Raw genomic sequence first — 24,797 nt, 5'->3', positions numbered from 1 at the left:
GGGCGCCGACGGCGAGTCCGGGATCCAGACACTCAGGTTCCGATCCAGTCGGCACCCCGGGCGTTTCTGTATTCCGGGCTCTGCTGCGCAGCCCCAGAATGGACGTCCGATCGGCTAGTAATGCTCTTCGAAGCGCTTGGCGAGGTCTTCGATGTTCTCCGGCGGCCAGCCGGGGATGTCCATGCCGAGATGGAGACCCATCGCCGCGAGGACTTCCTTGATCTCGTTGAGCGACTTGCGGCCGAAATTCGGGGTGCGAAGCATCTCGCCCTCGGACTTCTGGATGAGGTCGCCGATATAGACGATGTTGTCGTTCTTCAGGCAGTTCGCCGAACGGACCGACAGTTCGAGCTCGTCGACCTTCTTGAGCAGGGCCGGGTTGAAGGGAAGCTGCGGGGCGAGCGGCTGCGCCTCTTCCTTGCGGGGCTCCTCGAAGTTCACGAACACCTGGAGCTGGTCTTGGATGATGCGCGCAGCATAGGCCAGGGCATCTTCCGGCGACACGGCGCCGTTGGTCTCGATCGTCATCGTCAGCTTGTCCTTGTCGAGATCCTGGCCCTCGCGGGTGGTCTCGATGCGGTAGGACACCTTGGTGACGGGCGAGAACAGGGCGTCCACCGGGATCAGGCCGATGGGGGCGTCCTCGGGACGGTTGCGCTCGGCTGGGACGTAGCCCTTGCCGGTGGCGACCGTGAATTCCATCCGGATCTCGGCGCCGTCATCGAGGGTGCAGATGACGAGTTCGGGATTGAGGATCTGGATGTCGCCGACGGCGGCAATGTCGCCGGCAGTCACGGTACCCGGTCCGGTCTTGCGCAGGGTGAGGCGCTTGGGCGCCTCCGTCTGCGAACGGATGGCGATGGTCTTGATGTTGAGGACGATGTCGGTCACGTCCTCGCGCACGCCGGGGATCGACGAGAACTCGTGCAGCACGCCGTCGATCTGCACCGAGGTGACGGCCGCGCCCTGGAGCGACGAGAGGAGAACCCGACGCAGGGAGTTGCCGAGGGTGGTGCCGAAGCCGCGCTCGAGAGGCTCGGCGACGACGGTGGCGACCCGCTTGGGGTCGTGCCCGGTCGAGACCTGGAGCTTGTTCGGCTTGATGAGCTCTTGCCAGTTCTTCTGTATGACCACGGTCCTACCTCTCGCAATTCTGACACGAGCCACTGCAGTGGCTGGTCCTTGAGCCCGCTCCCCGCATCGCCTTGCGTGGATCGACCTCGAAAATCATATGCCCGCGATGGCCGCGGGCGGTTAGTTAGCCGCGACCCAGAGCTCCGGGACGAAGCTGTAGGCCCCATTGTCCCGTGCAACGTAGCCGAGCGCCGGGAATTCCAGATGGCCTCCGGTCACGAAGGTCCGTTCGGCGGACACCTCGTCCAGCATGCGCTTGCGCACCGCCCTCGCCTGATCCGCGTCGACGTCGAAGACCATCGTGGCCTCCGGGCGCTTGAACTGGATCGCCGGCAGATGGACGATGTCCGCCCACATCAGGAGCGATGCGGAGCCCGATACGATGCGGAAGCCGGTATGCCCCGGCGTATGTCCCGGCAACGGAACCGCCGTGATGCCCGGCAGAACCTCACCGACGGTCATGCTCCGAACCCGACCGGAATAGGGAGCGACCGCCTTCTGCGCGTTCACGAAATACGGACGGGCCCCTTCCGGAGCCCGAGATACCGCGTCGTCCGCCAGCCAATAGGTGGTCTCGGCCTCATGGAGAACGAGTTCCGCATTCGGGTAGGCGGCCGACCCGTCGTCATGGATCAGCCCGCCGGCATGGTCGGGATGGAGATGCGTGAGCAGCACCGTCCCGATATCCTCCGGCTTCACACCCGTCGCCGCGAGCGCGACGGGTACGCGGCCGAGGGTATCGCCGCCGAAATGGCCCATTCCCGAATCGATCAGGATCGGTTTCGCGCCGGGCGCCTCGATTAGGTAGGCGTTCAGCGTGATCCGAGGGGCCAGCGCACGAAAGCCGGCCGCCTGAAGCGAGCCGGCCTCGCCCGCCTCGATCCCGGTGACGAGATCGAGGGAGCCTTGAAGGTAACCGTCATTCAGAACGGTGACGGTCAGATCGCCAAGGCTCCAGCGCAGCACGCCGGGGAGCGCCTTCACGGCATCGGACACACGCTTCTCCGCATTCGACACAGGCCGATGGATGACCAGACTCAGACGCGACGACGCTTGCGCGGGCGGCAGCCGTTATGCGGGATCGAGGTGACATCGCGGATCGAGGTCACGGTGAAACCTGCTGCCTGGAGTGCCCGGAGCGCCGATTCACGGCCCGAACCGGGGCCGGAGACCTCGACTTCGAGGGTACGCATGCCGTGCTCGGAGGCCTTCCGCGCCGCGTCTTCCGCAGCCACCTGGGCGGCATAAGGGGTCGATTTGCGGGAACCCTTGAATCCCATGGCGCCGGCCGACGACCACGAGATGGTGTTGCCCTGGGCATCGGTAATGGTGATCATCGTGTTGTTGAACGAGGCGTTCACATGGGCGACGCCCGACACGATGTTCTTGCGTTCGCGACGGCGAACGCGGGTTGCTTCCTTGGCCATTGTCTTTCGTCTCGTCCTTCAGGCGCGCCCGTCATTCCAGGCGCTCGGGATTTCTCTGGAAATTTGCGGCCCGTCCGCGGACGGGGCGCCTTCAAACCGAACCCCTGATCAGGACATCCGGAGCGAAGTCAGGAGACCGAGCGAAACACGGCCTCCCGAAGACAGAAACTTACTTCTTCTTGCCGGCGATCGGCTTGGACTTGCCCTTGCGGGTGCGTGCGTTGGTATGCGTGCGCTGGCCGCGGACGGGAAGATTGCGGCGATGACGCAGGCCCCGGTAGCAGCCCAGATCCATCAGGCGCTTGATGTTCATCGACACTTCGCGGCGCAGATCGCCCTCGACGATGTAATCGCGATCGATCGTCTCGCGGATCGACAGCACCTCGGCATCGGTGAGCTGGTTCACGCGGCGCTCGGCGGGAATGCCGACCTTGCCGATGATCTCTTCGGCCTTCTTCGAGCCAATGCCGTGGATGTACTGGAGCGCGATGACGACGCGCTTGTTGGTCGGGATGTTTACGCCTGCGATACGGGCCAAGGTCACTCTCCATCGGGCGCTCGGACGCGTCGGTCCGGCCCTGCTGTGTCACGCGCGTCCGGTGGAGGCCGGCCCTTGCGCGCCGCCCATAACGACAAATCGGCCCGCAGCGCCCCTTGAACCGAGGCGCTCCAGACCCATCACGCATGGACGAATGACGGCCTGCTAGCGCGAGCCGCCGGTGATGTCAACCCAAGCCGGACGGCGGCTTCAGGAGGCGGGCGCGCTCGCGAACGGTTCGAGCGCGCCCATCAGCTCGTTGGTGACCTCGTCGACGGGATTCATCCCATCGATGGTCTTCAGCATCCCGAGGCTCGAATAATAGGCGGAGAGCGGAGCGGTCTGAGCGCGGAACGCAGCGAGGCGGGTCTTGAACACTTCGGGCGTGTCGTCCTTGCGGACCGGCTCGCCGCGGGCCGCCGTCTCGGCCGCGCGCTTGGCGATGCGGTCCACGAGGATCTCCTCGTTCACGGCGAACTCGATGACCGTATCGAGCGAGAGGTTCTTGTCGGCCAGCATCCTGTCGAGAGCCGCAGCCTGCTCCACCGTGCGGGGGAAGCCATCGAGGATGAAGCCGCCACGGGCATCGGGCTCCTCGATCCGATCGGCGACGATCCCGACCACGACCGAATCGGGCACCAGCCCGCCGCTCTCCATGATCGACTTCGCCTCCAGGCCTACCGGCGTACCGGCGGCCACAGCGGCGCGGAGCATGTCGCCCGTCGACAGCTGCGGTATTCCGAACCGCTCGACGATCCGGGCCGACTGGGTTCCCTTACCGGCTCCAGGTGGTCCGAGCAGAATGATCCGCATAGCGTCGTTGTCCTCGTCCGGTGGCCGCTTCAGGCGTTGAGGGTCGGGCGTTCAGGGCGCGGTGGAGACGATGCTTCTCCCCGACATCGCCCTGCTCGTTCGGTTGGTGTCGGCGCGTCGTCAGCGACGCCGCGTGGCGCCGCGCAGCTTGGCCTTCTTGACGAGGCCCTCATACTGGTGCGCCATCAGGTGCCCGTGGACCTGCGCCACCGTGTCCATCGTCACCGAGACGACGATGAGCAGGGACGTGCCGCCGAATCCGAGGCTCGCCGAGGCGTACGAGGCGAGGATCTCCGGCACAAGGCAGACAAAAGTCAAATACAGCGCGCCGATGAGCGTGATCCGGGTCAGGACCTTGTCGATGAACGCCGCCGTGCGCTCACCTGGCCGGATGCCGGGGATGAAGCCACCCTGCTTCTTCAGGTTGTCGGCGGTCTCCTGCGGATTGAACACGACCGCGGTATAGAAGAACGCGAAGAAGATGATCAGGGCCGCATAGAGCACCATGTAGAGCGGCCGCCCGTGGCCCAGATAGGTGGTGATCGTCGCGAGCACGCCGGTGCCACCGTTATTGGCCGAGAAGCTCGCCACGGTGGCGGGCAGCAGCAGCAGCGACGAGGCGAAGATCGGCGGGATCACGCCGGCGGTGTTGAGCTTCAGCGGCAGGAACGAGGTCTGGCCCTCGTACATGCGGTTGCCGACCTGGCGCTTGGGATAGTTGATCAGCAGCCGGCGCTGGGCCCGCTCCATGAAGACGATGAAGTAGACGAGGCCGATGGCGGCGATGCCGACGCCGAGGATGACGGCGGCGGAGAGCGCGCCGGTCCGGCTCAGTTCGAGCGCGCCGACGATGGCGGTCGGCAGATGGGCGACGATGCCGGCGAAGATGATCAGCGACGACCCGTTTCCGATGCCGCGCGAGGTGATCTGCTCGCCGATCCACATCAGGAACAGGGTGCCGCCGGTGAGCGTGATGACCGTCGACAGGATGAAGAACGGGCCAGGGTCGATCGCGGCGCTCGAACTCTGGAGGCCAAAGGCGATGCCCCAGCTCTGCACGAGGGCCAGCACCACGGTGAGATATCGGGTGTACTGGTTGATGACCTTCCGGCCCGACTCGCCTTCCTTCTTGAGGGATTCGAGGCTCGGGATCACCGAGGTCAGGAGCTGGATGATGATCGAGGCCGAGATGTACGGCATGATGTTGAGCGCGAAGATCGCCATGCGCTCGACGGCACCGCCGGAGAACATGTTGAACAGGCCGAGTACGCCGCCGGCCTGCTGCTGGAAGTTCCGCGCGAATTGTTCGGGGTCGATGCCGGGAATCGGGATGTAGGTACCGAGCCGGAACACGACGAGCGCACCCAGCGTGAACCAGATGCGCTTCTTGAGCTCGTCGGCCTTGGCGATGGCCCCGAAATTGAGGTTCGCGGCAAGCTGCTCGGCGGCTGAGGCCATGGCACCGGTTCCTGAGATCGATCCAGATGGAGGGCCGAAGCACCCCCGGAAAAAACTGAAACGGCGGCCGCGCGCAGGTCGCACGGGCCGCCGCTCAGAGCTTCGACTTAAAGTCTGCCCCGACGCTACGCAACAGCGGCGTCGGAAGACTTATGCCTCGGCGGACTTGCCGCGGGTGGAAACGCCGGCGCCGTAGGCGACACTGACCGTGCCGCCGAGCTTCTCGACGGCTTCGACGGCCGATTTCGACGCGCGGGTGACCTCGAAGGACAGCTTCGCGGTCAGTTCGCCGACGCCGAGCAGCTTCACGCCGTCGCGGGGACGGGCGATGACACCGGCGGTAACGAGGGTCTCGACCGTGACGACGGCCGCGGCGTCGAGACGACCGGCATCGACAGCCTGCTGGACGCGGCCGAGATTCACCTCGTTCAGGTCCGTCGAATACAGGTTGTTGAAGCCGCGCTTGGGCAAACGACGGTGAAGCGGCATCTGGCCGCCCTCGAAGCCCTTGATTGAGACGCCGGTACGGGCCTTCTGACCCTTGACGCCGCGACCAGCGGTCTTGCCCTTGCCGGAGCCGATGCCTCGGCCGACGCGCATCCGGTTCTTGGTTGCGCCTGGATTGTCGTGGAGTTCGTTCAGTTTCATGATGCCCTCCCTCAGGCCGCGTCGTCGAGGACGCGCACGAGGTGATGCACCTTGCGGATCATGCCACGGACGGAGGGAGTATCCTCCAGCGTGGAGACCCGGTGCAGCTTGTTCAGCTTGAGGCCGATCAGCGTCGCGCGCTGGTCGCCCTCACGGCGAATCGGCGAACCGATCTGCTCGATGCGGAGAGTCTTCGTTGCCATTGCACCCTCCCCTTACGCGACTGCGGCTTCGGACGTGTCGGACGGATCAGCGTCGCGACGACGGCTCTGCAGGGCCGAGACCTTGAGGCCGCGGCGGGCAGCGACCGAGCGCGGGCTGTCCTCGTTCTTCAGCGCCTCGAAGGTCGCGCGCACGAGGTTGTAGGGGTTCGAAGAGCCGAGGCTCTTGGCCACCACGTCCTGCATGCCGAGCGTCTCGAAGACGGCGCGCATCGGGCCGCCGGCGATGATGCCAGTACCCTGGGGCGCAGCGCGGAGGATGACCTTGCCGGCACCGTGACGGCCGTAGACGTCGTGGTGGAGGGTGCGGCCCTCGCGGAGCGCTACGCGGACGAGACCACGCTTGGCGGCTTCCGTCGCCTTGCGGATGGCTTCCGGCACTTCGCGCGCCTTACCATGGCCGAAGCCGACGCGGCCCTTCTGGTCGCCGACGACGACGAGGGCAGCAAAGCCGAAGCGACGGCCGCCCTTCACCACCTTGGCGACACGGTTGATGTGGACCAGCTTGTCCACGAATTCGCTGTCGCGCTCCTCGCGCTCGTCGCGGCGGCCGCGGCCACCGCCTTCCCGTTCACGTGCCATATCTGAAATCCTGTCTCACTGACGCGGGCGGCGGAGCCCGCTCGCTTGATAGCTTGTCCGAGGGACGGCAGACGCCGTCCCTCCCCGCCTGGTCTTAGAACTCGAGGCCACCCTCACGGGCGGCATCGGCGAGCGCCTTGACGCGCCCGTGGTAGATGTAGCCCGAGCGGTCGAAGATCACCTTGGTGACTCCGGCGGCCTTGGCGCGCTCGGCGACGAGCTTGCCGACGGCGGCCGCAGCGGCCGCATCGGCGCCGGTCTTCAGGCCCGAACGCAGGTCCTTGTCGAGGGTCGAGGCGGCAGCGAGGGTCTTGCCCGCTGCGTCGTCGATGACCTGGACGTAGATCTGCTTGGAGGAACGGAACACCGAAAGCCGGGGCCGTCCATTCGCCGCCGCCCGCAGCGCGCGGCGCACACGCGCCTTGCGGCGGTCGAGTGCATCGATTTTGCGTGACATGATGGCCGGCCCTTACTTCTTCTTGCCTTCCTTGCGGAAGATGAACTCGCCCGCGTACTTCACGCCCTTGCCCTTGTAGGGCTCGGGACCGCGATAGTCGCGGATCTCGGCTGCCACCTGGCCGACCACCTGCCGGTCGATACCAGAGATGACGATTTCGGTGGGCTTGGGCACCGCGATCGTGATCCCGACCGGGATCGCGTACTCGATGTCGTGGCTGTAGCCGAGCGAGAGCTTGAGGGCCTTGCCGGCCATGGCGGCACGATAGCCGACGCCGGTGATCTCGAGCTTCTTCTCGAACCCCTTGGAGACGCCCTCGACGAGGTTCGCCACCTGGGCCCGGGAGGTGCCCCACAGCGAGCGGGCCTCCTTGGTCTGGTTCCTGGGCTGTACCGAGACGGCACCGTCCTCGAACTTCACGTCGACCACGTTGGGAACGACGTACTGGAGCTCTCCCTTGGAGCCCTTCATCTTCACCGTCTGACCGGTCACCGTGGCCGTCACGCCGGACGGGACGGGAACGGGCTTCTTGCCTACGCGAGACATTGCCTTTCCTCCAAGTCCGAGATCAGAACACCTTGCAGAGCACTTCGCCGCCGACGTTGCGCTCACGCGCCTCGTGGTCGGCCATAACGCCCTGCGGGGTGGACACGATGGTGACGCCGAGGCCATCGGCGACGCGGGGAAGTTCGCTCACGGCCGAGTAGACGCGGCGGCCGGGCTTCGAGACGCGCTGGATCGAGCGGATGACGGGCTGGCCGTCGTAGTATTTCAGCTCGATCGAGAACTCGGTGCGGCCGTTGCCGAAATCGGTCGTGGCGTAATCGCGGATGTAGCCCTCGGCCTTGAGGACGTCGAGAACGCTTGCACGGAGACGCGAGCCAGGCGTCTGAACGACGTTGCGGCGGCGCATCTGACCGTTGCGGATGCGGGTGAGCATATCACCCACGGGATCGTTGACCATGGTGCCTGCTCCTTACCAGCTCGACTTGACCAGGCCGGGGATGAGACCCCGGTTGCCAAGTTCCCGAAGCGCCACGCGCGAGATGCCCATCTTGCGGTAGAAGGCGCGGGGACGTCCCGTGATGCCGCAACGATTGCGGATACGGGTCGCAGACGAGTTGCGGGGCAGTTCCGCGAGCTTGAGGCGCGCCTCGAAGCGCTCCTCCATCTCGAGGGATTCGTTGTTGGCGGTAGCAAGGAGGGCCTTACGCTTGGCGGCGAACCGCTTCACCAACTCCTTGCGGTGATTATTCTTCTCGACTGAGCTTTTCTTTGCCATGTCTCTCTCCGGTGTCCGCGTCTAAGAGCTTTTCAGCACTTACTGCCGGAACGGGAATCGGAATTGCGCGAGGAGCGCGCGCGCCTCGGCATCGGTGCGGGCGGACGTCTGGATGACGATGTCCATGCCCCACGTGGCGTCGGCCTTGTCGTAGGAGATCTCCGGGAACACCAGGTGCTCCTTGAGGCCCAACGCGTAATTGCCGTTGCCGTCGAACGAACGGGGGTTCAGGCCGCGGAAGTCACGCACGCGCGGGAGCGCGATGGTGATGAGGCGGTCCATGAACTCGTACATCCGATGCTTGCGCAGCGTCACCTTGCAGCCGATCGGCATACCTTCGCGGACCTTGAAGGTCGCGATGGCCTTGCGGGCCTTGGTGATGACCGGCTTCTGGCCGGCGATCAGCGCAAGGTCGCCGGCGGCGACGGAGGCCTTCTTGGAATCGGCGGTGGACTCGCCCACGCCCATGTTGATCACGATCTTCTCGATGACCGGAACCTGCATGGGGTTCTTGTAGCCGAACTCTTCGATCAGCTTCTGGCGCACGACCTCGTCGTAATGCTTGCGCAGACGGGGGGTGTACGCGTCGTTGTTCTTCTCAGCCATCGATCTGATCCCCCGAGCGCTTGGCGAACCGGACCTTGCGGCCGTCGTCGAGAATGCGGAAACCAACGCGCGTCGGCTGACCGTCCTTCGGGTCGGCGATCGCGATATTGGACAGATGAATTGCGGCTTCCTTGGAGACGATGCCGCCTTCCTGGTTCTGCGTCTGCTTCTGGTGCTTTTTGACCAGATTGATCCCGCGCACGAGCGCACGATCTTCCTTCGGCATCACCGAGATGACCTCGCCGGAGCGACCCTTGTCGCGACCCGTGAGAACGACGACCTTGTCGCCCTTCTTGACCTTGGCAGCCATCACAACACCTCCGGAGCGAGCGAGATGATCTTCATGTGGTTCCGGGCGCGCAATTCGCGCGGCACGGGTCCGAAGATACGGGTGCCGATCGGCTCTTTCTGATTGTTGATCAGAACGGCGGCGTTCTTGTCGAACCGGATCACGGATCCGTCGGCGCGCTTCACTTCCTTGGCGGTGCGAACGACGACGGCCTTCATGACGTCGCCCTTCTTCACGCGGCCGCGGGGAATGGCCTCCTTCACCGACACGACGATGATATCGCCCACGCCGGCATACTTGCGCTTCGACCCGCCGAGAACCTTGATGCACATCACGCGACGCGCACCAGAATTGTCGGCGACGTCCAGATTCGTCTGCATCTGGATCACGAGAGTGACCTTTCCTTGTTTCAGGCGGGTTTCCGCACACGGACGGTATTGTCCGGCGGACGACGCCTGATGGGGATCTGATGTCCCCGGCTCATATGAAGCACCGCGCAATCGGTGTTTTGAACACCGGCGCGGTCGCCGCGTACGAAGGGTGCGAGCACCCCTCTCAAATGTCGCGAAGGACGGTCCGATACTATGGGTAGCGGACATGCGCAAGAGAAATCAGACCGGACGATGCATTCCCGGCTCGGTGACCATCATCGCGACGGACTTTTACGGAGCGAGGACCCGCATTCCTACGCCCCGCTACTGCGAAGAGCAGGCAACGATTCGAGCGGATCGATTCGCAAGTCCGATTCGCAAGCGAATTCCGCGGCCTGGCGGCAGATCCGGCCGAGGATGGACCAGGCACAAAAAAGCGGGCGCAGAAGCTGCGCCCGCTCTAAAAAACCCGCATCCCGCTCACGCTTCGGCGGCGGTCGCTTCCGGAGCGGCTGCGCCGCCTTCGATGAGCTTCCAGGTCTTGGTCTTCGAGAACGGACGGCATTCCTCGATCGACACTGTCTGACCGACCTTGGCGACGTTGGTCTCGTCATGGGCGTGGTAGTTCTTCGAACGACGGACGGTCTTCTTCATCACCGGATGGGTGAAGCGACGCTCCACCTTCACGACGATGGTCTTCTCGCCCTTGTCGCTGACGACGACGCCCTGCAATACGCGCTTCGGCATGATGTACTCCTCAAGCCTGCGCGGACTTCAGCGTCTTCTGACGCTGAAGCGTGCGAACGCGGGCGATATCGCGGCGGACCTCACGGACCCGGGCGACGTTCTCGAGCTGACCGGTCGCGCCCTGGAAGCGCAGGTTGAACTGCTCCTTCTTCAGGTTCAGCAGCTCGTCGTTCAGTTGATCCGGCGACAGGGCGGACAGATCCGACTGTCTTTGCGACGACTTCATGATCCCCTCCTCCCTTAATCAGCGATGCGCTGAACGACGCGCGTGCGGATCGGGAGCTTCGCCGCACCGAGGCGGAGAGCCTCTTTGGCGATGTCCTCGGCGACGCCGTCGACTTCGAACATGATACGTCCGGGATGCACGCGGGCAGCCCAGAACTCGGGTGCGCCCTTACCGGAGCCCATGCGGACTTCGGTGGGCTTCGCCGTGACCGGCACATCCGGGAAGATCCGGATCCAGACACGGCCCTGGCGCTTCATCTCGCGGGTGATCGCGCGGCGAGCCGCCTCGATCTGCCGCGCGGTGACACGCTCCGGTTCGATGGCCTTGAGGCCGAACGTCCCGAAATTGAGGTCGAAGCCGCCCTTGGCCGCACCGTGGATGCGACCCTTGAACTGCTTACGGAACCTGGTCTTCTTGGGTTGCAACATGGCAGCCTCTCAACACCTTCTCTGGCTAATGGGCGTACGCGATCACGCCTCAGGCGTGTTCGCGACGGCCGCGCTCGCGGCCACCCTCGCCATCGCGCTCGCGACGTCCGCCCGAACGGCCGCCTTCTTCCTGAGCGCGCTTGTCCTGCGCCATCGGGTCGTGCTCGAGGATTTCGCCCTTGAACACCCACACCTTGATTCCGCACGTCCCGTAGGTCGTGAAGGCAGTCGCCACGCCGTAATCGACATCCGCACGCAGGGTATGCAGCGGAACGCGACCTTCGCGGTACCATTCCTGGCGCGCGATCTCGGCCCCGCCGAGACGACCCGAGCAATTGATCCGGATGCCTTCGGCACCGAGGCGCATGGCCGACTGGACCGCACGCTTCATGGCACGGCGGAAGGCGACGCGACGCTCCAGCTGCTGGGCGATCGAATCGGCCACCAGGGTCGCATCGATCTCGGGCTTGCGCACCTCGACGATGTTGATGGTCACGTCGGCCTTCGTGAGGGTGCCGACGAGCTTGCGCAGCTTCTCGATATCCGCGCCCTTCTTGCCGATCACCACACCGGGGCGACCCGAATGGATGGTGACGCGGCACTTCCGGTGCGGACGCTCGATGACGATCTTCGAGACAGCGGCCTGCTTGAGCTGCTTCATGAGTGCGGCGCGGATGGCGACGTCCTCGTGCATCAACTTGGCGTATTCACCCTTCTGGGCGAACCAGCGGGAGTCCCAGGTCCGGTTGATACCGAGCCGCAGACCGATCGGATTGACTTTCTGGCCCATCAGGTCCTCCTCACGCCGCTTCGGCGGTCGGGACTTCGCGCACCACGATGGTGAGGTTCGCGAAGGGCTTCAGGATGCGGGCGCCGCGGCCACGCGCACGGGCGTGGAACCGCTTGAGCACGAGCGCCTTACCGACGAAGGCCTCGGAGACGACGAGATCGTCGACATCGAGGTCATGGTTGTTCTCGGCATTGGCGATGGCGCTCTCGAGGCACTTCTTGACCTCGCGGGCGATCCGCTTGCGGGAGAATTCCAGGTCGGCCAGAGCCGACTCGACCTTCTTACCGCGGATGAGTTGCGCAACGAGATTGAGCTTCTGAGGGCTCACGCGCAGCATGCGCGCGACGGCCTTCGCCTCGTTCTCGGGGAGCGCGCGGGGGGTGGCTTGCTTGCCCATCTCAGCGCCTCTTCGCCTTCTTGTCGGCTGCGTGGCCGTGGAAGGTCCGCGTCGGCGAGAACTCGCCGAACTTGTGGCCGACCATCTCCTCGGACACGTAGACCGGGATATGCTTCTGTCCGTTGTGCACACCGAAGGTGAGCCCGACGAACTGCGGCAGGATCGTGGAGCGACGGCTCCAGATCTTGATGACTTCGTTGCGGCTGGATCCGCGAGCGGTCTCAGCCTTCTTGAGGAGGTAGCCGTCGATGAACGGCCCCTTCCAGAGCGAGCGTGCCATGAGGGTTACTTCTTGCGGTTGTGACGGCTGGCGAGGATGAAGACGTCGGTCCGCTTGTTCGAGCGGGTCTTCTTCCCCTTGGTGGGCACGCCCCAGGGCGTGACCGGATTCCGGCCGCCCGAGGTACGACCCTCACCGCCGCCGTGCGGGTGATCGACCGGGTTCATGGCAACGCCGCGAACGTGCGGACGCTTGCCGAGCCAGCGATTGCGGCCGGCCTTGCCGAGCGAGATGTTCATGTGGTCCGGGTTCGACACCGCACCGACACTGGCGAAGCACTGGCCGTGGACCAGACGCTGCTCGCCCGAATTCAGGCGCAGAGTCACGTAGCCCTGGTCGCGCCCGACGATCTGAGCGTAGTTGCCGGCCGAGCGGGCAATCGCGCCACCCTTGCCGATCTTGAGCTCGACGTTGTGCACGATAGTGCCGACCGGCATGTTGCCGACCGGACCGGCATTACCCGGCTTGATGTCGACCTGCTCGGCCGCGATCACCTTGTCGCCCGGCGAAAGGCGCTGGGGAGCCAGGATGTAGCTCTGCACGCCGTCGGGGTAGGTGATCAGCGCGATGAACGCCGTGCGGTTGGGATCGTACTCGATCCGCTCCACGGTGGCGGCGACGCCCAGCTGCTCGCGACGCTTGAAATCGACGTTGCGCAGGGTGCGCTTGTGTCCACCGCCGCGGAAACGGACGGTGATGCGACCGAGGTTGTTGCGGCCGCCGGACGACGACTTGCCCTCGGTGAGCTTCTTGACCGGCTTGCCCTTGTAGAGCTCACGGCGGTCGACGAGCACGAGCTGGCGAAGGCTCGGCGTGACCGGTTTGAATGTCTTCAAGGCCATCGGCTTGATCCTAACGCTTTTCGTGTCAGAGGCCGGTCGTGACGTCGATCGTTTCACCCTCGGCGAGGGTCACGATCGCTTTCTTCACGTCCGAACGCTGTCCGCGAAGCCCGCGGAAAATCTTCTTCTTGCCCTTGGTGACGAGCGTGTTCACGCCCGTGACCTTGACGTCGAACAGCTTCTCGACCGCTTCCTTGATCTGCGGCTTGGTGGCCTTCGGGGCAACCCGGAAGACGACCTTGTTCTGCTCGGTGAGGTTCGTCGCCTTCTCGGTGATGACCGGAGAGACGATGATGTCGTAGTGGCGCGGATCGGCACTCATTTGAATCGCGCCTCCAGCGCATCGATCGCTGCGCGCGTCAGCACGAGCTTGTCGCGACGCAGGATGTCGTAGACGTTGATGCCCTGAACCGGCAGGACGTCGATCTGCGGGATGTTGCGAGCGGCGCGACCGAAGTTCACGTCGACCTCGGCACCGCTGATGATCAGCGCGCTGGACAGGCCCATCTTCTCGAAGCGCTCGACCAGGTTCTTGGTCTTGCCCTCGGCGAGCGTCACGTCGTCAACGATGATGAGGGTCTCGGCCTTCACCTTCGCGGAGAGAGCGTGACGGAGCGCCAGCGCTCGGACCTTCTTCGGCAGATCGTGAGCATGGCTGCGCACGACCGGACCGAAGGCACGTCCACCACCGCGGAACTGCGGAGCGGAGGCGGCGCCGTGACGGGCGTTACCCGTGCCCTTCTGCTTGTACAGCTTCTTGCGGGTCCGGTTGACGTCCGAGCGGTTCTTCACCGCATGGGTGCCGGCCTGACGCTTGGCGAGCTGCCAGCGCACCATGCGCTGGAGCAGGTCGGCGCGGGGCTCGAGACCGAAGATGGTCTCGTCCAGGTCGATCGACCCGGCGCCGGCGCCGTCGAGAGTGGTGATATCGAGCTTCATCACGCGTTCTCCTCGGAAGCGGGAGCCTCGGGAGCCGGAGCTTCGGTGGCGGGAGCAGCGGAGGAACCGTTCTCACGGAACTTGCCCGGCTGCGGCACGTCGGCGGGAAGCTTGCGCTTCACCGCGTCGCGGATCTGGATCCAGCCGCCAGCGACACCGGGAACGGCGCCCTCGACGAGGATGAGGCCACGCTCGGGATCCGTACGCACGACGCGCAGGTTCTGGGTGGTGACCCGGTCGACACCCATATGACCGGGCATCTTCTTGTTCTTGAAGGTCTTGCCCGGATCCTGACGGCCACCGGTCGAACCGATCGAACGGTGCGAGATGGACACGCCGTGGGTGGCGCGCAGACCGCCGAAGTTCCAGCGCTTCATGCCGCCTGCGAAACCCTTACCCGTGGTGGTGCCCGTCACGTCGACGAACTGACCCGGGATGAAGTGGTCGGCGGTGATCTCGGCGCCGACCGGGATCAGCGCATCCTCGGACACGCGGAACTCGGCGAGCTTCTGCTTAGGCTCGACCTTGGCGACCGCGAACCGGCCGCGCTCGGCGGCCGACACGTTCTTCACCTTGGCCTTGCCGACGCCGACCTGAAGGGCGACGTAGCCGTTCTTCTCGACGGTACGGTGGGCAACCACCTGGCATTGATCGATTTTAAGCACTGTGACGGGCACATGTTCGCCTGCATCCGTAAAGATGCGGGTCATGCCGACCTTCTGTGCGATGACGCCTGAGCGCATAGGTGTCTCCCCTCGCGCGATTCTACGGTAAGCTCTAAATCCCCGCGGGACTTAGAGCTTGATCTCCACGTCCACGCCGGCGGCGAGGTCGAGCTTCATCAGCGCGTCCACGGTCTGTGGCGTCGGATCGACGATATCGAGCACGCGCTTGTGGGTGCGCATCTCGAACTGCTCGCGCGACTTCTTATCGATGTGCGGCGAGCGGTTGACGGTGAACTTCTCGATATGCGTCGGCAGCGGGATCGGACCACGAATGGTCGCACCGGTGCGCTTGGCCGTCGACACGATCTCACGGGTCGACGCATCGAGGATGCGATGATCGAACGCCTTGAGGCGGATGCGGATATTCTGACCGTTCATGACCTGAAACCTTGGCGGGACTTAGTAAGGGGCGGGCGCGAGGACCCGCCCCTCTGTCGATCCCAGCAGACTGAGCGTTCTGAACTTAATCGTTGATGGCGGCGACGACGCCGGCGCCGACGGTGCGTCCGCCTTCGCGGATGGCGAAGCGCAGCTTTTCTTCCATGGCGACGGGGACGATGAGGGTGACGTCCATGGTGACGCTGTCACCGGGCATCACCATCTCGGTGCCCTCGGGAAGGACGCAGACACCGGTCACGTCCGTTGTGCGGAAGTAGAACTGCGGGCGGTAGTTGGTGAAGAACGGGGTGTGGCGGCCGCCCTCCTCCTTGGTGAGGATGTAGGCCTCGGCCTTGAACTTGGTGTGGGGCTTGACCGAGCCGGGCTTGCACACGACCTGGCCGCGCTCGACGTCCTCGCGCTTGGTGCCGCGCAGGAGCACGCCGACATTGTCGCCGGCCTGGCCCTGGTCGAGCAGCTTGCGGAACATCTCGACGCCCGTGACCGTGGTGGTCTGGGTGTCGCGGATGCCGACGATCTCCACGGTCTCGCCGACCTTGACGATGCCGCGCTCGACGCGACCCGTCACCACGGTGCCGCGGCCCGAGATCGAGAACACGTCCTCGATCGGCATCAGGAACGGCTTGTCGATCGGACGCTCGGGCTGCGGGATGTAGGCATCCACCGAGGCCATCAGGGCGATGACCGCGTCGTGGCCGACGGCCTTGTCGCCGTTGTCCAGCGCCACCTTGGCCGAACCCTTGGTGATCGGGATGTCGTCGCCGGGGAAGTCGTACTTGGAGAGCAGTTCGCGCACCTCCATCTCGACGAGCTCGAGGAGCTCCTCGTCGTCGACGAGATCGACCTTGTTGAGGAACACCACCAGCGCCGGCACGCCGACCTGACGGGCGAGCAGGATGTGCTCGCGGGTCTGGGGCATCGGGCCGTCGGCGGCCGAGACCACCAGGATCGCGCCGTCCATCTGCGCCGCACCGGTGATCATGTTCTTCACGTAATCGGCGTGACCCGGGCAATCGACGTGGGCGTAGTGGCGATTGGCGGTCTCGTACTCGACATGCGCCGTCGAGATCGTGATGCCGCGGGCCTTCTCCTCAGGCGCCTTGTCAATCTGGTCGTAGGCCGTGAACGTCGCTCCGCCCGTCTCGGCCAGAACCTTCGTGATCGCCGCCGTCAACGACGTCTTGCCGTGGTCGACGTGACCGATCGTGCCGATGTTGCAATGCGGCTTCGTGCGCGCGAATTTCTCTTTGGCCATCTTAGCCTCCGTAATCTTCGTGTTTCAGGTGATGCTGCTGCGGTCCGGAAAAGGCGGGAAGCCTTAAGCGTACTTCGCGACGACCTTTTCGGCCTCGCCGCGCGGCACCTCTTCGTAATGGTCGAACTGCATCGTGAAGTTCGCGCGACCCTGAGAGAAGGAGCGCAGCTGGTTCACGTAGCCGAACATGTTGGCGAGCGGCACCATCGCGTTGATGACGTTCGCGTTGCCACGCATGTCCTGGCCCTGGATCTGGCCGCGGCGGGAGTTGAGGTCGCCGATCACCGATCCGGTATATTCCTCCGGCGACACGACCTCGACCTTCATCACCGGCTCGAGCAGCACCGACCCACCCTTCTGAAGGGCTTCGCGGAGAGCGGCGCGAGAGGCGATCTCGAAGGCGAGAGCCGACGAGTCGACGTCGTGGTAGGCGCCGTCGATGAGCTCGACCTTGATGTCGACCACCGGGAAGCCCGCCAGGATACCGGCGCCGAGGACCGAATTGAGGCCCTTCTCGACGCCCGGGATGTACTCCTTCGGCACCGTGCCGCCGATGATCTTCGAGGAGAACTCGAAGCCCTTGCCTGGCTCGTTGGGCTCCACGACGAACTTCACCCGTGCGAACTGACCGGTACCGCCGGTCTGCTTCTTGTGGGTGTAGTCGATCTCGGTGCGCTTCGTGAGCTTCTCACGATACGCCACCTGCGGCTGGCCAATATTCGCGTCGACCATGTAGGTGCGGCGCAGGATGTCGACCTTGATGTCGAGATGGAGTTCGCCCATCCCGCGAAGGATGGTCTGGCCGGATTCCTGATCCGTGGAGACGCGGAAGGACGGATCTTCCGCAGCGAGCTTGGCAAGGGCGATGCCGAGCTTCTCCTGATCGGCCTTCGACTTCGGCTCGACGGCGATCTCGATGACGGGCTCCGGGAACTCCATCTTCTCGAGGATGACGGCGTCCTTCGGATCGCACAGGGTATCGCCCGTGCGGGTCTCCTTGAGGCCGGCCAAGGCGACGATGTCACCCGTGAAAGCTTCCTTCACGTCCTCGCGGTTGTTGGCGTGCATGAGCAGCATGCGGCCGACACGCTCTTTCTTGTCGCGCGACGAGTTGATGACGTTGGCGCCCGACTCGATCTTGCCGGAATAGACGCGGCAGAACGTGATCGTACCGACATGCGGGTCGTCCATGATCTTGAAGGCGAGCATGGAGAACGGATCGCTGTCCGACGGATGACGGACGGTCTCTTCCTCGGTCTTGAAGTCGAGACCCTTGATCTCGCCGCGATCGGCGGGAGAGGGCAGGTAATCGACGACCGCGTCGAGCAGGGGCTGCACGCCCTTGTTCTTGAAGGCCGAGCCGCAGAGCACCGGGTGGAAGGCGCGGCGCTGGACGGCGGTGCGGACGAGGCGATGCATCGTCTCGGCATCCGGCTCGACACCGTCGAGATAGGCCGACATGGCATCGTCATCCATCTCGACGCAGGCTTCGACGAGCTTGATGCGGTATTCCGCAGCCTGGTCGGCGAGGTCGGCCGGGATCTCGGTCTCCGAGAAATCGGCGCCGAGCTTCTCGGACGTCCAGACGATGGCCTTCATCTTGATGAGGTCGATGACGCCCTTGAAGGTCGTCTCGGCGCCGATCGGCAGCTGGAGGCAGACCGGCTTGCCGGCAACACGGTCAATGATGTCGGCCACGCACTTGAAGAAATCGGCACCGATCTTGTCCATCTTGTTGACGAACACGACGCGCGGCACGTCGTACTTGTCGGCCTGACGCCAGACGGTCTCGGTCTGGGGCTCGACGCCCTGGTTGCCGTCGAGCACGCAGACGGCACCGTCGAGCACGCGGAGCGAGCGCTCCACCTCGATCGTGAAGTCCACGTGGCCGGGGGTGTCGATGATGTTCAGGCGCTTGTCGCGCCAGAAGCAGGTGGTCGCGGCGGAGGTGATCGTGATGCCACGCTCCTGCTCCTGCGTCATCCAATCCATCGTCGCGGCGCCGTCATGGACTTCGCCGATCTTATGGGATTTGCCGGTGTAGTAGAGGATCCGCTCAGTGGTCGTGGTCTTGCCGGCATCAATGTGAGCCATGATGCCGAAATTGCGGTAGTCCTCGATCGCATGCGTGCGTGGCATCGGATTGCTCCTGAAAGGGTCCGGGGCCGCTTACCAGCGGTAGTGCGAGAAGGCGCGGTTGGCTTCCGCCATCCGGTGGGTGTCTTCCCGCTTCTTGACTGCGTTGCCACGGTTGTTGGCAGCGTCGAGGAGCTCGGCCGAAAGGCGTTCGATCATGGTCCGGTCGTTGCGGCCGCGGGCGGCCTGGATTAGCCAACGGATGGCCAGTGCCTGGCGACGCTCGGTACGCACCTCGACGGGGACCTGATACGTGGCACCACCGACGCGGCGGGACCGGACCTCGATCGCCGGAGCGACGTTCTCAAGAGCGGCGCGGAACACCTCGATGGGGTTCGCACGAGCGCGGTTCTCGACGATGTCGAAAGCGCCGTAGACGATGCTCTCGGCGATCGACTTCTTGCCCTCGTACATGATCGAATTCATGAACTTGGTCAGGACGATGTCGCCGTACTTGGCGTCGGGGATGATCTCACGCTTTTCGGCAGAATGGCGGCGGGACATCGCGCGCTCCGTATTGGGTCGTCACTTCTTGAAACCACCCCACGCAGGCCGCCTTGAGCCTCATGGAGGCCGGCGACATCCTTGCGGGGTGCGCGAATATCAGTCTTACTTCGGGCGCTTGGCGCCGTACTTCGAACGACGCTGCTTGCGGCCCTTGACGCCCTGCGTGTCGAGCACGCCGCGCAGGATGTGGTAGCGAACGCCCGGAAGATCCTTCACACGGCCGCCGCGGATCATCACCACGGAGTGTTCCTGAAGGTTGTGGCCTTCACCCGGGATGTAACCGATCACTTCGAAGCCGTTGGTGAGACGGACCTTGGCGACCTTACGAAGTGCCGAGTTCGGCTTCTTCGGAGTCGTCGTGTAGACGCGGGTGCAAACGCCACGCTTCTGCGGGCAGGCGTCGAGCGCCGGCACCTTGTTGCGGCTCTTCTGCGCCTTACGCGGCTGCGCGATCAGCTGGTTGATCGTCGGCATACTCTGCCCTCTTCATCCGGACCGCTGAGACGCGGCCCCATGTTCGACTTCACGAAACAGTCCGTCTCCGGGCTGCCACGGATCTCCGGGAGAAGATCCGCAAAACGAATATGCGCCATGGATCGGTGAGGACCCGTGGCGCGCGTTCGGCAGAGGATCACGCCCTTCGGCGCGCTCGTACCTACTGATCTGACAAGAATGCCAGTCGATGTGAGTACCGGAGCTGGAAAGGCGAGTATCGTTGAGCCCGTGAGGCCCGACTCGCTATGCCCTGCTGTTGTGCCGGAGTGGCGTGCTTCTATGCGCGGAGAGCCGGAACGTCAATCCTCGCGAGCGATAAACTTGCGCCGGATCGCGGGTTAACGCCTGATTATCGCGCCGTCCGTGACCCGATTGGGTCCGAGGCGGCCGGTGGCGAGCCGGTACCTCTCGTAACGGCGCCCGGCCGAAGCCGAGAATCCACGTGGCAGCCGAGAATCGACAATGCAAGGTGAAGCATTGAGGCCCCGTCATCGCGAGGCGATCGAACGCTGTGAAGGACGGAAGACGAAAAAAGGGCGGCCATCGCTGGCCGCCCCTTTGGTATCGTTCGGTATGTAGCAGGAAGCCTACTCGGCTGCCGGCGGAAGCTCGCTCAGCGGCTGCGCACCGCTCTCGGCCGCTTTCTGCTGCAGGATCATGGCGTCGCGGCGGCGTGCCACGGCGCGGATGTCTGCGGCCATGGAGCCGGTACCGGCCGGGATGAGGGAGCCGACGATGACGTTCTCCTTGAGGCCTTCGAGGTAGTCGATCTTCCCGTTGACCGCCGCCTCGGTGAGGACGCGGGTGGTCTCCTGGAACGAGGCCGCCGAGATGAACGACTTCGTCTGCAGCGACGCCTTGGTGATGCCGAGCAGCACCGGCACGCCGACCACCGGCTTCTTGCCTTCCGCGAGCAGCTTCTCGTTGATGTCCGCGAGCTCCGTCCGGTCGATCTGATCGCCTGTCAGGATCTCCGAATCGCCCCCGTCGGTGATCTCCACCTTCTGCAGCATCTGCCGGACGATCACCTCGATGTGCTTGTCGTTGATGGACACACCCTGGAGCCGGTAGACCTCCTGGATCTCGTTGACGAGGTAGGCAGCGAGCTCCTCCACGCCCTTGATCGCCAGGATGTCGTGCGGCGCCGGGTTGCCGTCGACGATGTAGTCGCCGAGCTCGACCACGTCCCCGTCCTGGAGGTGGATGTGCTTGCCCTTCGGGATCAGGTACTCGACCGCGTCCGAGCCGTCATGCGGGGTCAGCGTCAGGCGACGCTTGTTCTTGTAGTCGCGCCCGAACTGGATCGTGCCCGACTTCTCCGCGATGATGGCCGCATCCTTCGGACGACGCGCCTCGAACAGCTCCGCGACACGCGGCAGACCGCCGGTGATGTCGCGGGTCTTGGCCGAGTCGGTGGAGACGCGGGCGAGGATGTCGCCGGCCTTCACCGTGCCGCCCGGATCGTAGCCGATGATGGCATCGACCGGCAGGAAGTAGCGCGCGTCGGAGCCGCGCGGCAGCTTCATCGGCTTGCCGTCCTTGTCGAGCACCAGCATCGCCGGCTTGAGATCGGCGGTGCGGGCCGTGCCGCGCCAGTCGATGACGACGCGCTTGGCGATGCCGGTCGACTCGTCGGTGGTCTCCGTGATCGACTGGCCGTCGATCAGGTCCTCGTAGGCCACGATGCCGTCGGTCTCGGTGATGATCGGACGGGTGTAGGGGTCCCATTCGGCGATACGCTGGCCGCGCTTGACCTTGTCACCTTCGTCGACCCGCAGTCGCGCGCCGTATTGCAGACGGTGGACAGCACGCTCGGCACCGTCGGTTCCCACGATCACCACGGCCACGTTGCGGCCCGTGGCGATGAGATCGCCGTCGGTGTTGCGGGCGAGGGCCCGGTTGCGGATCTTGATCGTGCCCTCGAAACTCGATTCGATGAAGGACGAATCCGCGATCTGTGCCGCACCGCCGATGTGGAAGGTGCGCATGGTGAGCTGGGTGCCGGGCTCGCCGATGGACTGCGCCGCGATGACGCCGACGGCCTCGCCCATGTTGACGGGCGTGCCGCGGGCGAGATCGCGCCCGTAGCAGGTGGCGCAGACGCCGCTCTTGGTGGCGCAGACGAGCACCGAGCGGATCTTGACCTCCTGGATGCCGGCCGCCTGGATGGCGGGCAGGTGCTTCTCCTCGATCGTCTCGTTGGTCTTGACGATGACCGTGCCGTCCTGAGCCACGAGATCTTCGGCCGTAGCGCGGCCGAGGATGCGGATCGAGAGCGGGGCCACGACCTGGCCGGCATCGACGATGGCGCGCATCTTGATGCCGTTGGTGGTGCCGCAATCGACTTCGCGGATGACGGCATCCTGCGCCACGTCGACGAGACGGCGGGTCAGGTAGCCGGAATTCGCCGTCTTCAAGGCAGTGTCGGCGAGGCCCTTACGAGCTCCGTGTGTAGAGTTGAAGTACTCGAGAACGTCCAGGCCTTCCTTGAAGTTCGAGATGATCGGGGTCTCGATGATCTCGCCCGAGGGCTTGGCCATGAGTCCGCGCATCGCGGCGAGCTGCTTCATCTGCGCTGGCGAACCACGGGCGCCGGAATGGCTCATCATGTAGATCGAGTTGATCTGCTTGTCGGCGCCGTTCTCGTCCTTCTGCACGGTGGAGATGCGCAGCATCATCTCGGCGGCGAGCTTGTCCGAGCACTTGGCCCAGGCATCCACCACCTTGTTGTACTTCTCGCCCTGGGTGATCAGGCCGTCGTTGTACTGCTGCTCGTAGTCCTTCACCAGGGCGCGGGTGTCGTCCACGATCGGCCACTTGTTGTCCGGCACGACCATGTCGTCCTTGCCGAACGAAATGCCCGCCTTGAACGCGTGGTTGAAGCCGAGCGCCATGATCCGGTCACAGAAGATCACCGACTCCTTCTGACCGCAGTGGCGGTAGACGGTGTCGATCATCGCGGAGATCTCCTTCTTCGTCATCAGCTTGTTGACGACGTCGTAGGGGACCTTCTTGTGAAGCGGCAGGGCCGTGGACAGGATCACGCGGCCGGGCGTCGTGTCGTAGGTCTGGGTCAGCGGCTCGCCATCGGGGCCGATGCCGTTCCACCGCCAGCGGATCTTCGAGTGCAGCTTGACGGTCTTGGCCGCCAGAGCGTGCTCCAACTCGCCGATGGTACCGAAGACGCCCTGCATCGGGTTCTTCTTGTTAGTCGGGTCGAAGGCGCCGATGGCGCCCTCGGCGACGATCGACAGGTAGTAGAGACCGAGCACGATATCCTGCGACGGCACGATGATCGGCTGGCCGTTGGCCGGGTGCAGGATGTTGTTGGTCGACATCATCAGGACGCGCGCCTCCAGCTGAGCCTCGAGGCTCAGGGGGACGTGCACGGCCATCTGGTCGCCGTCGAAATCGGCGTTGAACGCGGCGCAGACCAGCGGGTGCAGCTGGATCGCCTTACCCTCGATCAGCTTCGGCTCGAAGGCCTGGATGCCGAGGCGGTGCAGCGTCGGTGCGCGGTTGAGCATCACCGGATGCTCGCGGATCACCTCGTCGAGGATATCCCAGACTTCGGGCTTCTCCTTCTCGACGAGCTTCTTCGCCTGCTTGACGGTGGCCGAGAAACCCTTGGCGTCGAGGCGCGCGTAGATGAACGGCTTGAACAGCTCCAGGGCCATCTTCTTGGGCAGGCCGCACTGATGCAGCTTCAGCTCCGGACCCACCACGATGACCGAGCGGCCGGAATAGTCGACGCGCTTGCCGAGCAGGTTCTGGCGGAAGCGGCCCTGCTTGCCCTTCAGCATGTCGGCGAGCGACTTCAGCGGACGCTTGTTGGCGCCCGTGATGACGCGGCCGCGGCGGCCGTTGTCGAACAGCGCGTCCACCGCCTCCTGAAGCATGCGCTTCTCGTTGCGGATGATGATGTCGGGCGCGCGCAGCTCGATCAGCCGCTTCAGGCGGTTGTTGCGGTTGATGACGCGGCGGTAGAGGTCGTTCAGATCGGACGTGGCGAAGCGACCGCCGTCCAGGGGGACGAGCGGGCGCAGGTCCGGCGGGATCACCGGAACCACGGTGAGGATCATCCATTCGGGCTTGTTGCCCGACATCTGGAAGGCCTCGATGATCTTCAGGCGCTTGAGCAGCTTCTTGGGCTTCAGCTCGGAGGTCGTCGTGGCGATTTCCTCGCGGAGCGAGTTCGCGATCCCGTCGAGGTCGAGCTCCTGCAGAATGCGCCGGATGGCCTCGGCGCCGATCATCGCCGTGAACGAATCCTCGCCGTACTCCTCCTGCGCGCGCAGGTACTCTTCCTCCGACAGGAGCTGACGCTCCTTCAGGGGGGTGAGGCCCGGCTCGATGACGCAGTAGGATTCGAAGTAGAGGATGCGCTCGAGATCCTTGAGCGCCATGTCGAGAAGCAGGCCGATGCGGCTCGGCAGCGACTTCAGGAACCAGATATGGGCGACGGGCGCCGCGAGCTCGATATGGCCCATGCGATCGCGCCGGACGCGCGCGAGGGTGACCTCGACGCCGCACTTCTCACAGATGACGCCCTTGTACTTCATGCGCTTGTACTTGCCGCACAAGCACTCGTAGTCCTTGATCGGTCCGAAGATACGCGCGCAGAACAAGCCGTCGCGCTCGGGCTTGAACGTCCGGTAGTTGATCGTCTCGGGCTTCTTGATCTCGCCGAAGGACCACGAGAGGATCTTTTCGGGCGATGAGATCGAAATCTTGATCTGGTCGAAGCTCTGGGGCTGAGCCTGCTGATTGAAAAGATTCATGACCTCTTGGTTCATGATCCGCTC

At 64.5% G+C, this 24,797-nt stretch carries 32 protein-coding genes; all 32 read right to left on the bottom strand.

Features of this window, described 5'->3' with window-relative positions; all coding sequences use genetic code 11:
• Positions 1-114: 114 nt before the first annotated feature.
• The 32 genes from ACFQ4G_RS05690 to rpoC all read right to left on the bottom strand — a co-directional run bounded on the left by ACFQ4G_RS05690 (position 115) and on the right by rpoC (position 24,788).
• The gene (locus ACFQ4G_RS05690) at positions 115-1,152 is read right to left on the bottom strand and encodes a DNA-directed RNA polymerase subunit alpha (RefSeq protein WP_238204689.1); all 1,038 of its coding nucleotides are present in this window, start codon (positions 1,150-1,152) and stop codon (positions 115-117) included.
• Between the two features lie 102 nt (positions 1,153-1,254).
• On the bottom strand, positions 1,255-2,130 hold the full coding sequence (locus ACFQ4G_RS05685) for an MBL fold metallo-hydrolase (RefSeq protein ID WP_238204547.1): 876 nt from the start codon (positions 2,128-2,130) through the stop codon (positions 1,255-1,257).
• 41 nt (positions 2,131-2,171) lie between these two features.
• Complete coding sequence (gene rpsK, locus ACFQ4G_RS05680) at positions 2,172-2,561, bottom strand: 30S ribosomal protein S11 (RefSeq protein WP_238204546.1); 390 nt, start codon at positions 2,559-2,561, stop codon at positions 2,172-2,174.
• 169 nt (positions 2,562-2,730) lie between these two features.
• Positions 2,731-3,099, bottom strand: coding sequence for a 30S ribosomal protein S13 (gene rpsM / locus ACFQ4G_RS05675; protein WP_238204544.1), 369 nt, complete (start codon positions 3,097-3,099; stop codon positions 2,731-2,733).
• A gap of 210 nt (positions 3,100-3,309) precedes the next feature.
• On the bottom strand, positions 3,310-3,912 hold the full coding sequence (locus ACFQ4G_RS05670) for an adenylate kinase (protein WP_238204542.1): 603 nt from the start codon (positions 3,910-3,912) through the stop codon (positions 3,310-3,312).
• A gap of 120 nt (positions 3,913-4,032) precedes the next feature.
• Positions 4,033-5,370 (bottom strand): preprotein translocase subunit SecY, encoded by a 1,338-nt coding sequence (secY, locus tag ACFQ4G_RS05665; protein WP_238204540.1) that lies wholly within the window; start codon positions 5,368-5,370, stop codon positions 4,033-4,035.
• A 150-nt stretch (positions 5,371-5,520) separates the two neighbouring features.
• On the bottom strand, positions 5,521-6,018 hold the full coding sequence (rplO, locus tag ACFQ4G_RS05660; protein ID WP_238204538.1) for a 50S ribosomal protein L15: 498 nt from the start codon (positions 6,016-6,018) through the stop codon (positions 5,521-5,523).
• 11 nt (positions 6,019-6,029) lie between these two features.
• Positions 6,030-6,221 carry a 50S ribosomal protein L30 gene (gene rpmD / locus ACFQ4G_RS05655; RefSeq protein ID WP_238204530.1) on the bottom strand — a complete coding sequence of 64 codons (192 nt, stop codon included), beginning with the start codon at positions 6,219-6,221 and terminating at the stop codon, positions 6,030-6,032.
• Between the two features lie 12 nt (positions 6,222-6,233).
• The gene (gene rpsE, locus ACFQ4G_RS05650; protein ID WP_238204528.1) at positions 6,234-6,821 is read right to left on the bottom strand and encodes a 30S ribosomal protein S5; all 588 of its coding nucleotides are present in this window, start codon (positions 6,819-6,821) and stop codon (positions 6,234-6,236) included.
• Positions 6,822-6,915: 94 nt separating this feature from the next.
• Positions 6,916-7,278, bottom strand: coding sequence for a 50S ribosomal protein L18 (gene rplR, locus ACFQ4G_RS05645; protein WP_238204526.1), 363 nt, complete (start codon positions 7,276-7,278; stop codon positions 6,916-6,918).
• A gap of 12 nt (positions 7,279-7,290) precedes the next feature.
• Positions 7,291-7,824, bottom strand: a complete 534-nt coding sequence (rplF, locus tag ACFQ4G_RS05640; protein WP_238204524.1) for a 50S ribosomal protein L6 — start codon at positions 7,822-7,824, stop codon at positions 7,291-7,293.
• Between the two features lie 22 nt (positions 7,825-7,846).
• The gene (gene rpsH, locus ACFQ4G_RS05635; protein ID WP_056427374.1) at positions 7,847-8,242 is read right to left on the bottom strand and encodes a 30S ribosomal protein S8; all 396 of its coding nucleotides are present in this window, start codon (positions 8,240-8,242) and stop codon (positions 7,847-7,849) included.
• Between the two features lie 12 nt (positions 8,243-8,254).
• Complete coding sequence (rpsN, locus tag ACFQ4G_RS05630) at positions 8,255-8,560, bottom strand: 30S ribosomal protein S14 (RefSeq protein WP_019904478.1); 306 nt, start codon at positions 8,558-8,560, stop codon at positions 8,255-8,257.
• Positions 8,561-8,599: 39 nt separating this feature from the next.
• Positions 8,600-9,166 carry a 50S ribosomal protein L5 gene (rplE, locus tag ACFQ4G_RS05625; RefSeq protein WP_238204523.1) on the bottom strand — a complete coding sequence of 189 codons (567 nt, stop codon included), beginning with the start codon at positions 9,164-9,166 and terminating at the stop codon, positions 8,600-8,602.
• Positions 9,159-9,476: a 50S ribosomal protein L24 gene (gene rplX, locus ACFQ4G_RS05620; RefSeq protein WP_238204521.1), complete on the bottom strand. Its 318-nt coding sequence runs from the start codon at positions 9,474-9,476 to the stop codon at positions 9,159-9,161. The genes rplE and rplX overlap by 8 nt, the downstream gene beginning before the upstream one ends.
• A complete protein-coding gene (gene rplN, locus ACFQ4G_RS05615) occupies positions 9,476-9,844 on the bottom strand; it encodes a 50S ribosomal protein L14 (protein ID WP_018044219.1) in 369 nt (122 codons plus the stop codon). Before rplN ends, rplX begins: the two co-directional genes overlap by 1 nt.
• 462 nt (positions 9,845-10,306) lie before the next feature.
• Positions 10,307-10,573, bottom strand: a complete 267-nt coding sequence (gene rpsQ, locus ACFQ4G_RS05610) for a 30S ribosomal protein S17 (protein WP_238204520.1) — start codon at positions 10,571-10,573, stop codon at positions 10,307-10,309.
• A 10-nt stretch (positions 10,574-10,583) separates the two neighbouring features.
• A complete protein-coding gene (gene rpmC, locus ACFQ4G_RS05605) occupies positions 10,584-10,799 on the bottom strand; it encodes a 50S ribosomal protein L29 (protein ID WP_238204519.1) in 216 nt (71 codons plus the stop codon).
• 14 nt (positions 10,800-10,813) lie between these two features.
• Positions 10,814-11,227, bottom strand: coding sequence for a 50S ribosomal protein L16 (gene rplP / locus ACFQ4G_RS05600; protein WP_018044222.1), 414 nt, complete (start codon positions 11,225-11,227; stop codon positions 10,814-10,816).
• 49 nt (positions 11,228-11,276) lie between these two features.
• Entirely contained in the window at positions 11,277-12,017 is a 741-nt protein-coding gene (gene rpsC / locus ACFQ4G_RS05595; RefSeq protein WP_018044223.1) for a 30S ribosomal protein S3, read from the bottom strand.
• Positions 12,018-12,027: 10 nt separating this feature from the next.
• Positions 12,028-12,414 carry a 50S ribosomal protein L22 gene (rplV, locus tag ACFQ4G_RS05590; protein WP_018044224.1) on the bottom strand — a complete coding sequence of 129 codons (387 nt, stop codon included), beginning with the start codon at positions 12,412-12,414 and terminating at the stop codon, positions 12,028-12,030.
• A gap of 1 nt (position 12,415) precedes the next feature.
• Positions 12,416-12,694 carry a 30S ribosomal protein S19 gene (gene rpsS / locus ACFQ4G_RS05585; protein WP_018044225.1) on the bottom strand — a complete coding sequence of 93 codons (279 nt, stop codon included), beginning with the start codon at positions 12,692-12,694 and terminating at the stop codon, positions 12,416-12,418.
• A 5-nt stretch (positions 12,695-12,699) separates the two neighbouring features.
• Positions 12,700-13,536: a 50S ribosomal protein L2 gene (gene rplB / locus ACFQ4G_RS05580; RefSeq protein WP_238204518.1), complete on the bottom strand. Its 837-nt coding sequence runs from the start codon at positions 13,534-13,536 to the stop codon at positions 12,700-12,702.
• A 25-nt stretch (positions 13,537-13,561) separates the two neighbouring features.
• Positions 13,562-13,858, bottom strand: coding sequence for a 50S ribosomal protein L23 (locus tag ACFQ4G_RS05575; RefSeq protein WP_056091577.1), 297 nt, complete (start codon positions 13,856-13,858; stop codon positions 13,562-13,564).
• A complete protein-coding gene (gene rplD, locus ACFQ4G_RS05570) occupies positions 13,855-14,475 on the bottom strand; it encodes a 50S ribosomal protein L4 (RefSeq protein WP_238204517.1) in 621 nt (206 codons plus the stop codon). The genes ACFQ4G_RS05575 and rplD overlap by 4 nt, the downstream gene beginning before the upstream one ends.
• The gene (gene rplC, locus ACFQ4G_RS05565) at positions 14,475-15,218 is read right to left on the bottom strand and encodes a 50S ribosomal protein L3 (protein ID WP_018044229.1); all 744 of its coding nucleotides are present in this window, start codon (positions 15,216-15,218) and stop codon (positions 14,475-14,477) included. The genes rplD and rplC overlap by 1 nt, the downstream gene beginning before the upstream one ends.
• A 51-nt stretch (positions 15,219-15,269) precedes the next feature.
• A complete protein-coding gene (rpsJ, locus tag ACFQ4G_RS05560; protein WP_018044230.1) occupies positions 15,270-15,578 on the bottom strand; it encodes a 30S ribosomal protein S10 in 309 nt (102 codons plus the stop codon).
• A gap of 85 nt (positions 15,579-15,663) precedes the next feature.
• Positions 15,664-16,854: an elongation factor Tu gene (gene tuf / locus ACFQ4G_RS05555; protein ID WP_238209109.1), complete on the bottom strand. Its 1,191-nt coding sequence runs from the start codon at positions 16,852-16,854 to the stop codon at positions 15,664-15,666.
• 63 nt (positions 16,855-16,917) lie between these two features.
• The gene (fusA, locus tag ACFQ4G_RS05550; protein ID WP_238208806.1) at positions 16,918-18,993 is read right to left on the bottom strand and encodes an elongation factor G; all 2,076 of its coding nucleotides are present in this window, start codon (positions 18,991-18,993) and stop codon (positions 16,918-16,920) included.
• A 30-nt stretch (positions 18,994-19,023) separates the two neighbouring features.
• Positions 19,024-19,494, bottom strand: a complete 471-nt coding sequence (rpsG, locus tag ACFQ4G_RS05545) for a 30S ribosomal protein S7 (protein ID WP_238208805.1) — start codon at positions 19,492-19,494, stop codon at positions 19,024-19,026.
• A 105-nt stretch (positions 19,495-19,599) separates the two neighbouring features.
• Complete coding sequence (gene rpsL / locus ACFQ4G_RS05540) at positions 19,600-19,971, bottom strand: 30S ribosomal protein S12 (RefSeq protein ID WP_018044234.1); 372 nt, start codon at positions 19,969-19,971, stop codon at positions 19,600-19,602.
• A 608-nt stretch (positions 19,972-20,579) separates the two neighbouring features.
• Positions 20,580-24,788: a DNA-directed RNA polymerase subunit beta' gene (gene rpoC / locus ACFQ4G_RS05535; RefSeq protein ID WP_238208804.1), complete on the bottom strand. Its 4,209-nt coding sequence runs from the start codon at positions 24,786-24,788 to the stop codon at positions 20,580-20,582.
• Positions 24,789-24,797 lie beyond the last annotated feature (9 nt).

The organism is Methylobacterium marchantiae (assembly GCF_042679825.1).
GTDB classification, from domain to species: Bacteria; Pseudomonadota; Alphaproteobacteria; order Rhizobiales; family Beijerinckiaceae; genus Methylobacterium; species Methylobacterium marchantiae.
Note: the sequence above shows the minus strand (reverse complement) of the source record. Positions and strands in the feature narration are given on the sequence as shown.

Excerpts from the sequence above, each read along its gene's own strand:
- rpsK (WP_238204546.1), bottom strand. The coding sequence starts at position 2,561 with ATGGCCAAGGAAGCAACCCGCGTTCGCCGTCGCGAACGCAAGAACATC.
- ACFQ4G_RS05670 (WP_238204542.1), bottom strand. The coding sequence starts at position 3,912 with ATGCGGATCATTCTGCTCGGACCACCTGGAGCCGGTAAGGGAACCCAG.
- secY (WP_238204540.1), bottom strand. The coding sequence starts at position 5,370 with ATGGCCTCAGCCGCCGAGCAGCTTGCCGCGAACCTCAATTTCGGGGCC.
- rplO (WP_238204538.1), bottom strand. The coding sequence starts at position 6,018 with ATGAAACTGAACGAACTCCACGACAATCCAGGCGCAACCAAGAACCGG.
- rpmD (WP_238204530.1), bottom strand. The coding sequence starts at position 6,221 with ATGGCAACGAAGACTCTCCGCATCGAGCAGATCGGTTCGCCGATTCGC.
- rpsE (WP_238204528.1), bottom strand. The coding sequence starts at position 6,821 with ATGGCACGTGAACGGGAAGGCGGTGGCCGCGGCCGCCGCGACGAGCGC.
- rplR (WP_238204526.1), bottom strand. The coding sequence starts at position 7,278 with ATGTCACGCAAAATCGATGCACTCGACCGCCGCAAGGCGCGTGTGCGC.
- rplF (WP_238204524.1), bottom strand. The coding sequence starts at position 7,824 with ATGTCTCGCGTAGGCAAGAAGCCCGTTCCCGTCCCGTCCGGCGTGACG.
- rpsH (WP_056427374.1), bottom strand. The coding sequence starts at position 8,242 with ATGGTCAACGATCCCGTGGGTGATATGCTCACCCGCATCCGCAACGGT.
- rpsN (WP_019904478.1), bottom strand. The coding sequence starts at position 8,560 with ATGGCAAAGAAAAGCTCAGTCGAGAAGAATAATCACCGCAAGGAGTTG.
- rplE (WP_238204523.1), bottom strand. The coding sequence starts at position 9,166 with ATGGCTGAGAAGAACAACGACGCGTACACCCCCCGTCTGCGCAAGCAT.
- rplX (WP_238204521.1), bottom strand. The coding sequence starts at position 9,476 with ATGGCTGCCAAGGTCAAGAAGGGCGACAAGGTCGTCGTTCTCACGGGT.
- rpsQ (WP_238204520.1), bottom strand. The coding sequence starts at position 10,573 with ATGCCGAAGCGCGTATTGCAGGGCGTCGTCGTCAGCGACAAGGGCGAG.
- rpmC (WP_238204519.1), bottom strand. The coding sequence starts at position 10,799 with ATGAAGTCGTCGCAAAGACAGTCGGATCTGTCCGCCCTGTCGCCGGAT.
- rplP (WP_018044222.1), bottom strand. The coding sequence starts at position 11,227 with ATGTTGCAACCCAAGAAGACCAGGTTCCGTAAGCAGTTCAAGGGTCGC.
- rpsC (WP_018044223.1), bottom strand. The coding sequence starts at position 12,017 with ATGGGCCAGAAAGTCAATCCGATCGGTCTGCGGCTCGGTATCAACCGG.
- rplV (WP_018044224.1), bottom strand. The coding sequence starts at position 12,414 with ATGGGCAAGCAAGCCACCCCCCGCGCGCTCCCCGAGAACGAGGCGAAG.
- rpsS (WP_018044225.1), bottom strand. The coding sequence starts at position 12,694 with ATGGCACGCTCGCTCTGGAAGGGGCCGTTCATCGACGGCTACCTCCTC.
- rplB (WP_238204518.1), bottom strand. The coding sequence starts at position 13,536 with ATGGCCTTGAAGACATTCAAACCGGTCACGCCGAGCCTTCGCCAGCTC.
- ACFQ4G_RS05575 (WP_056091577.1), bottom strand. The coding sequence starts at position 13,858 with ATGAGTGCCGATCCGCGCCACTACGACATCATCGTCTCTCCGGTCATC.
- rplD (WP_238204517.1), bottom strand. The coding sequence starts at position 14,475 with ATGAAGCTCGATATCACCACTCTCGACGGCGCCGGCGCCGGGTCGATC.
- rplC (WP_018044229.1), bottom strand. The coding sequence starts at position 15,218 with ATGCGCTCAGGCGTCATCGCACAGAAGGTCGGCATGACCCGCATCTTT.
- rpsJ (WP_018044230.1), bottom strand. The coding sequence starts at position 15,578 with ATGAACGGTCAGAATATCCGCATCCGCCTCAAGGCGTTCGATCATCGC.
- tuf (WP_238209109.1), bottom strand. The coding sequence starts at position 16,854 with ATGGCCAAAGAGAAATTCGCGCGCACGAAGCCGCATTGCAACATCGGC.
- fusA (WP_238208806.1), bottom strand. The coding sequence starts at position 18,993 with ATGCCACGCACGCATGCGATCGAGGACTACCGCAATTTCGGCATCATG.
- rpsG (WP_238208805.1), bottom strand. The coding sequence starts at position 19,494 with ATGTCCCGCCGCCATTCTGCCGAAAAGCGTGAGATCATCCCCGACGCC.
- rpsL (WP_018044234.1), bottom strand. The coding sequence starts at position 19,971 with ATGCCGACGATCAACCAGCTGATCGCGCAGCCGCGTAAGGCGCAGAAG.
- rpoC (WP_238208804.1), bottom strand. The coding sequence starts at position 24,788 with ATGAACCAAGAGGTCATGAATCTTTTCAATCAGCAGGCTCAGCCCCAG.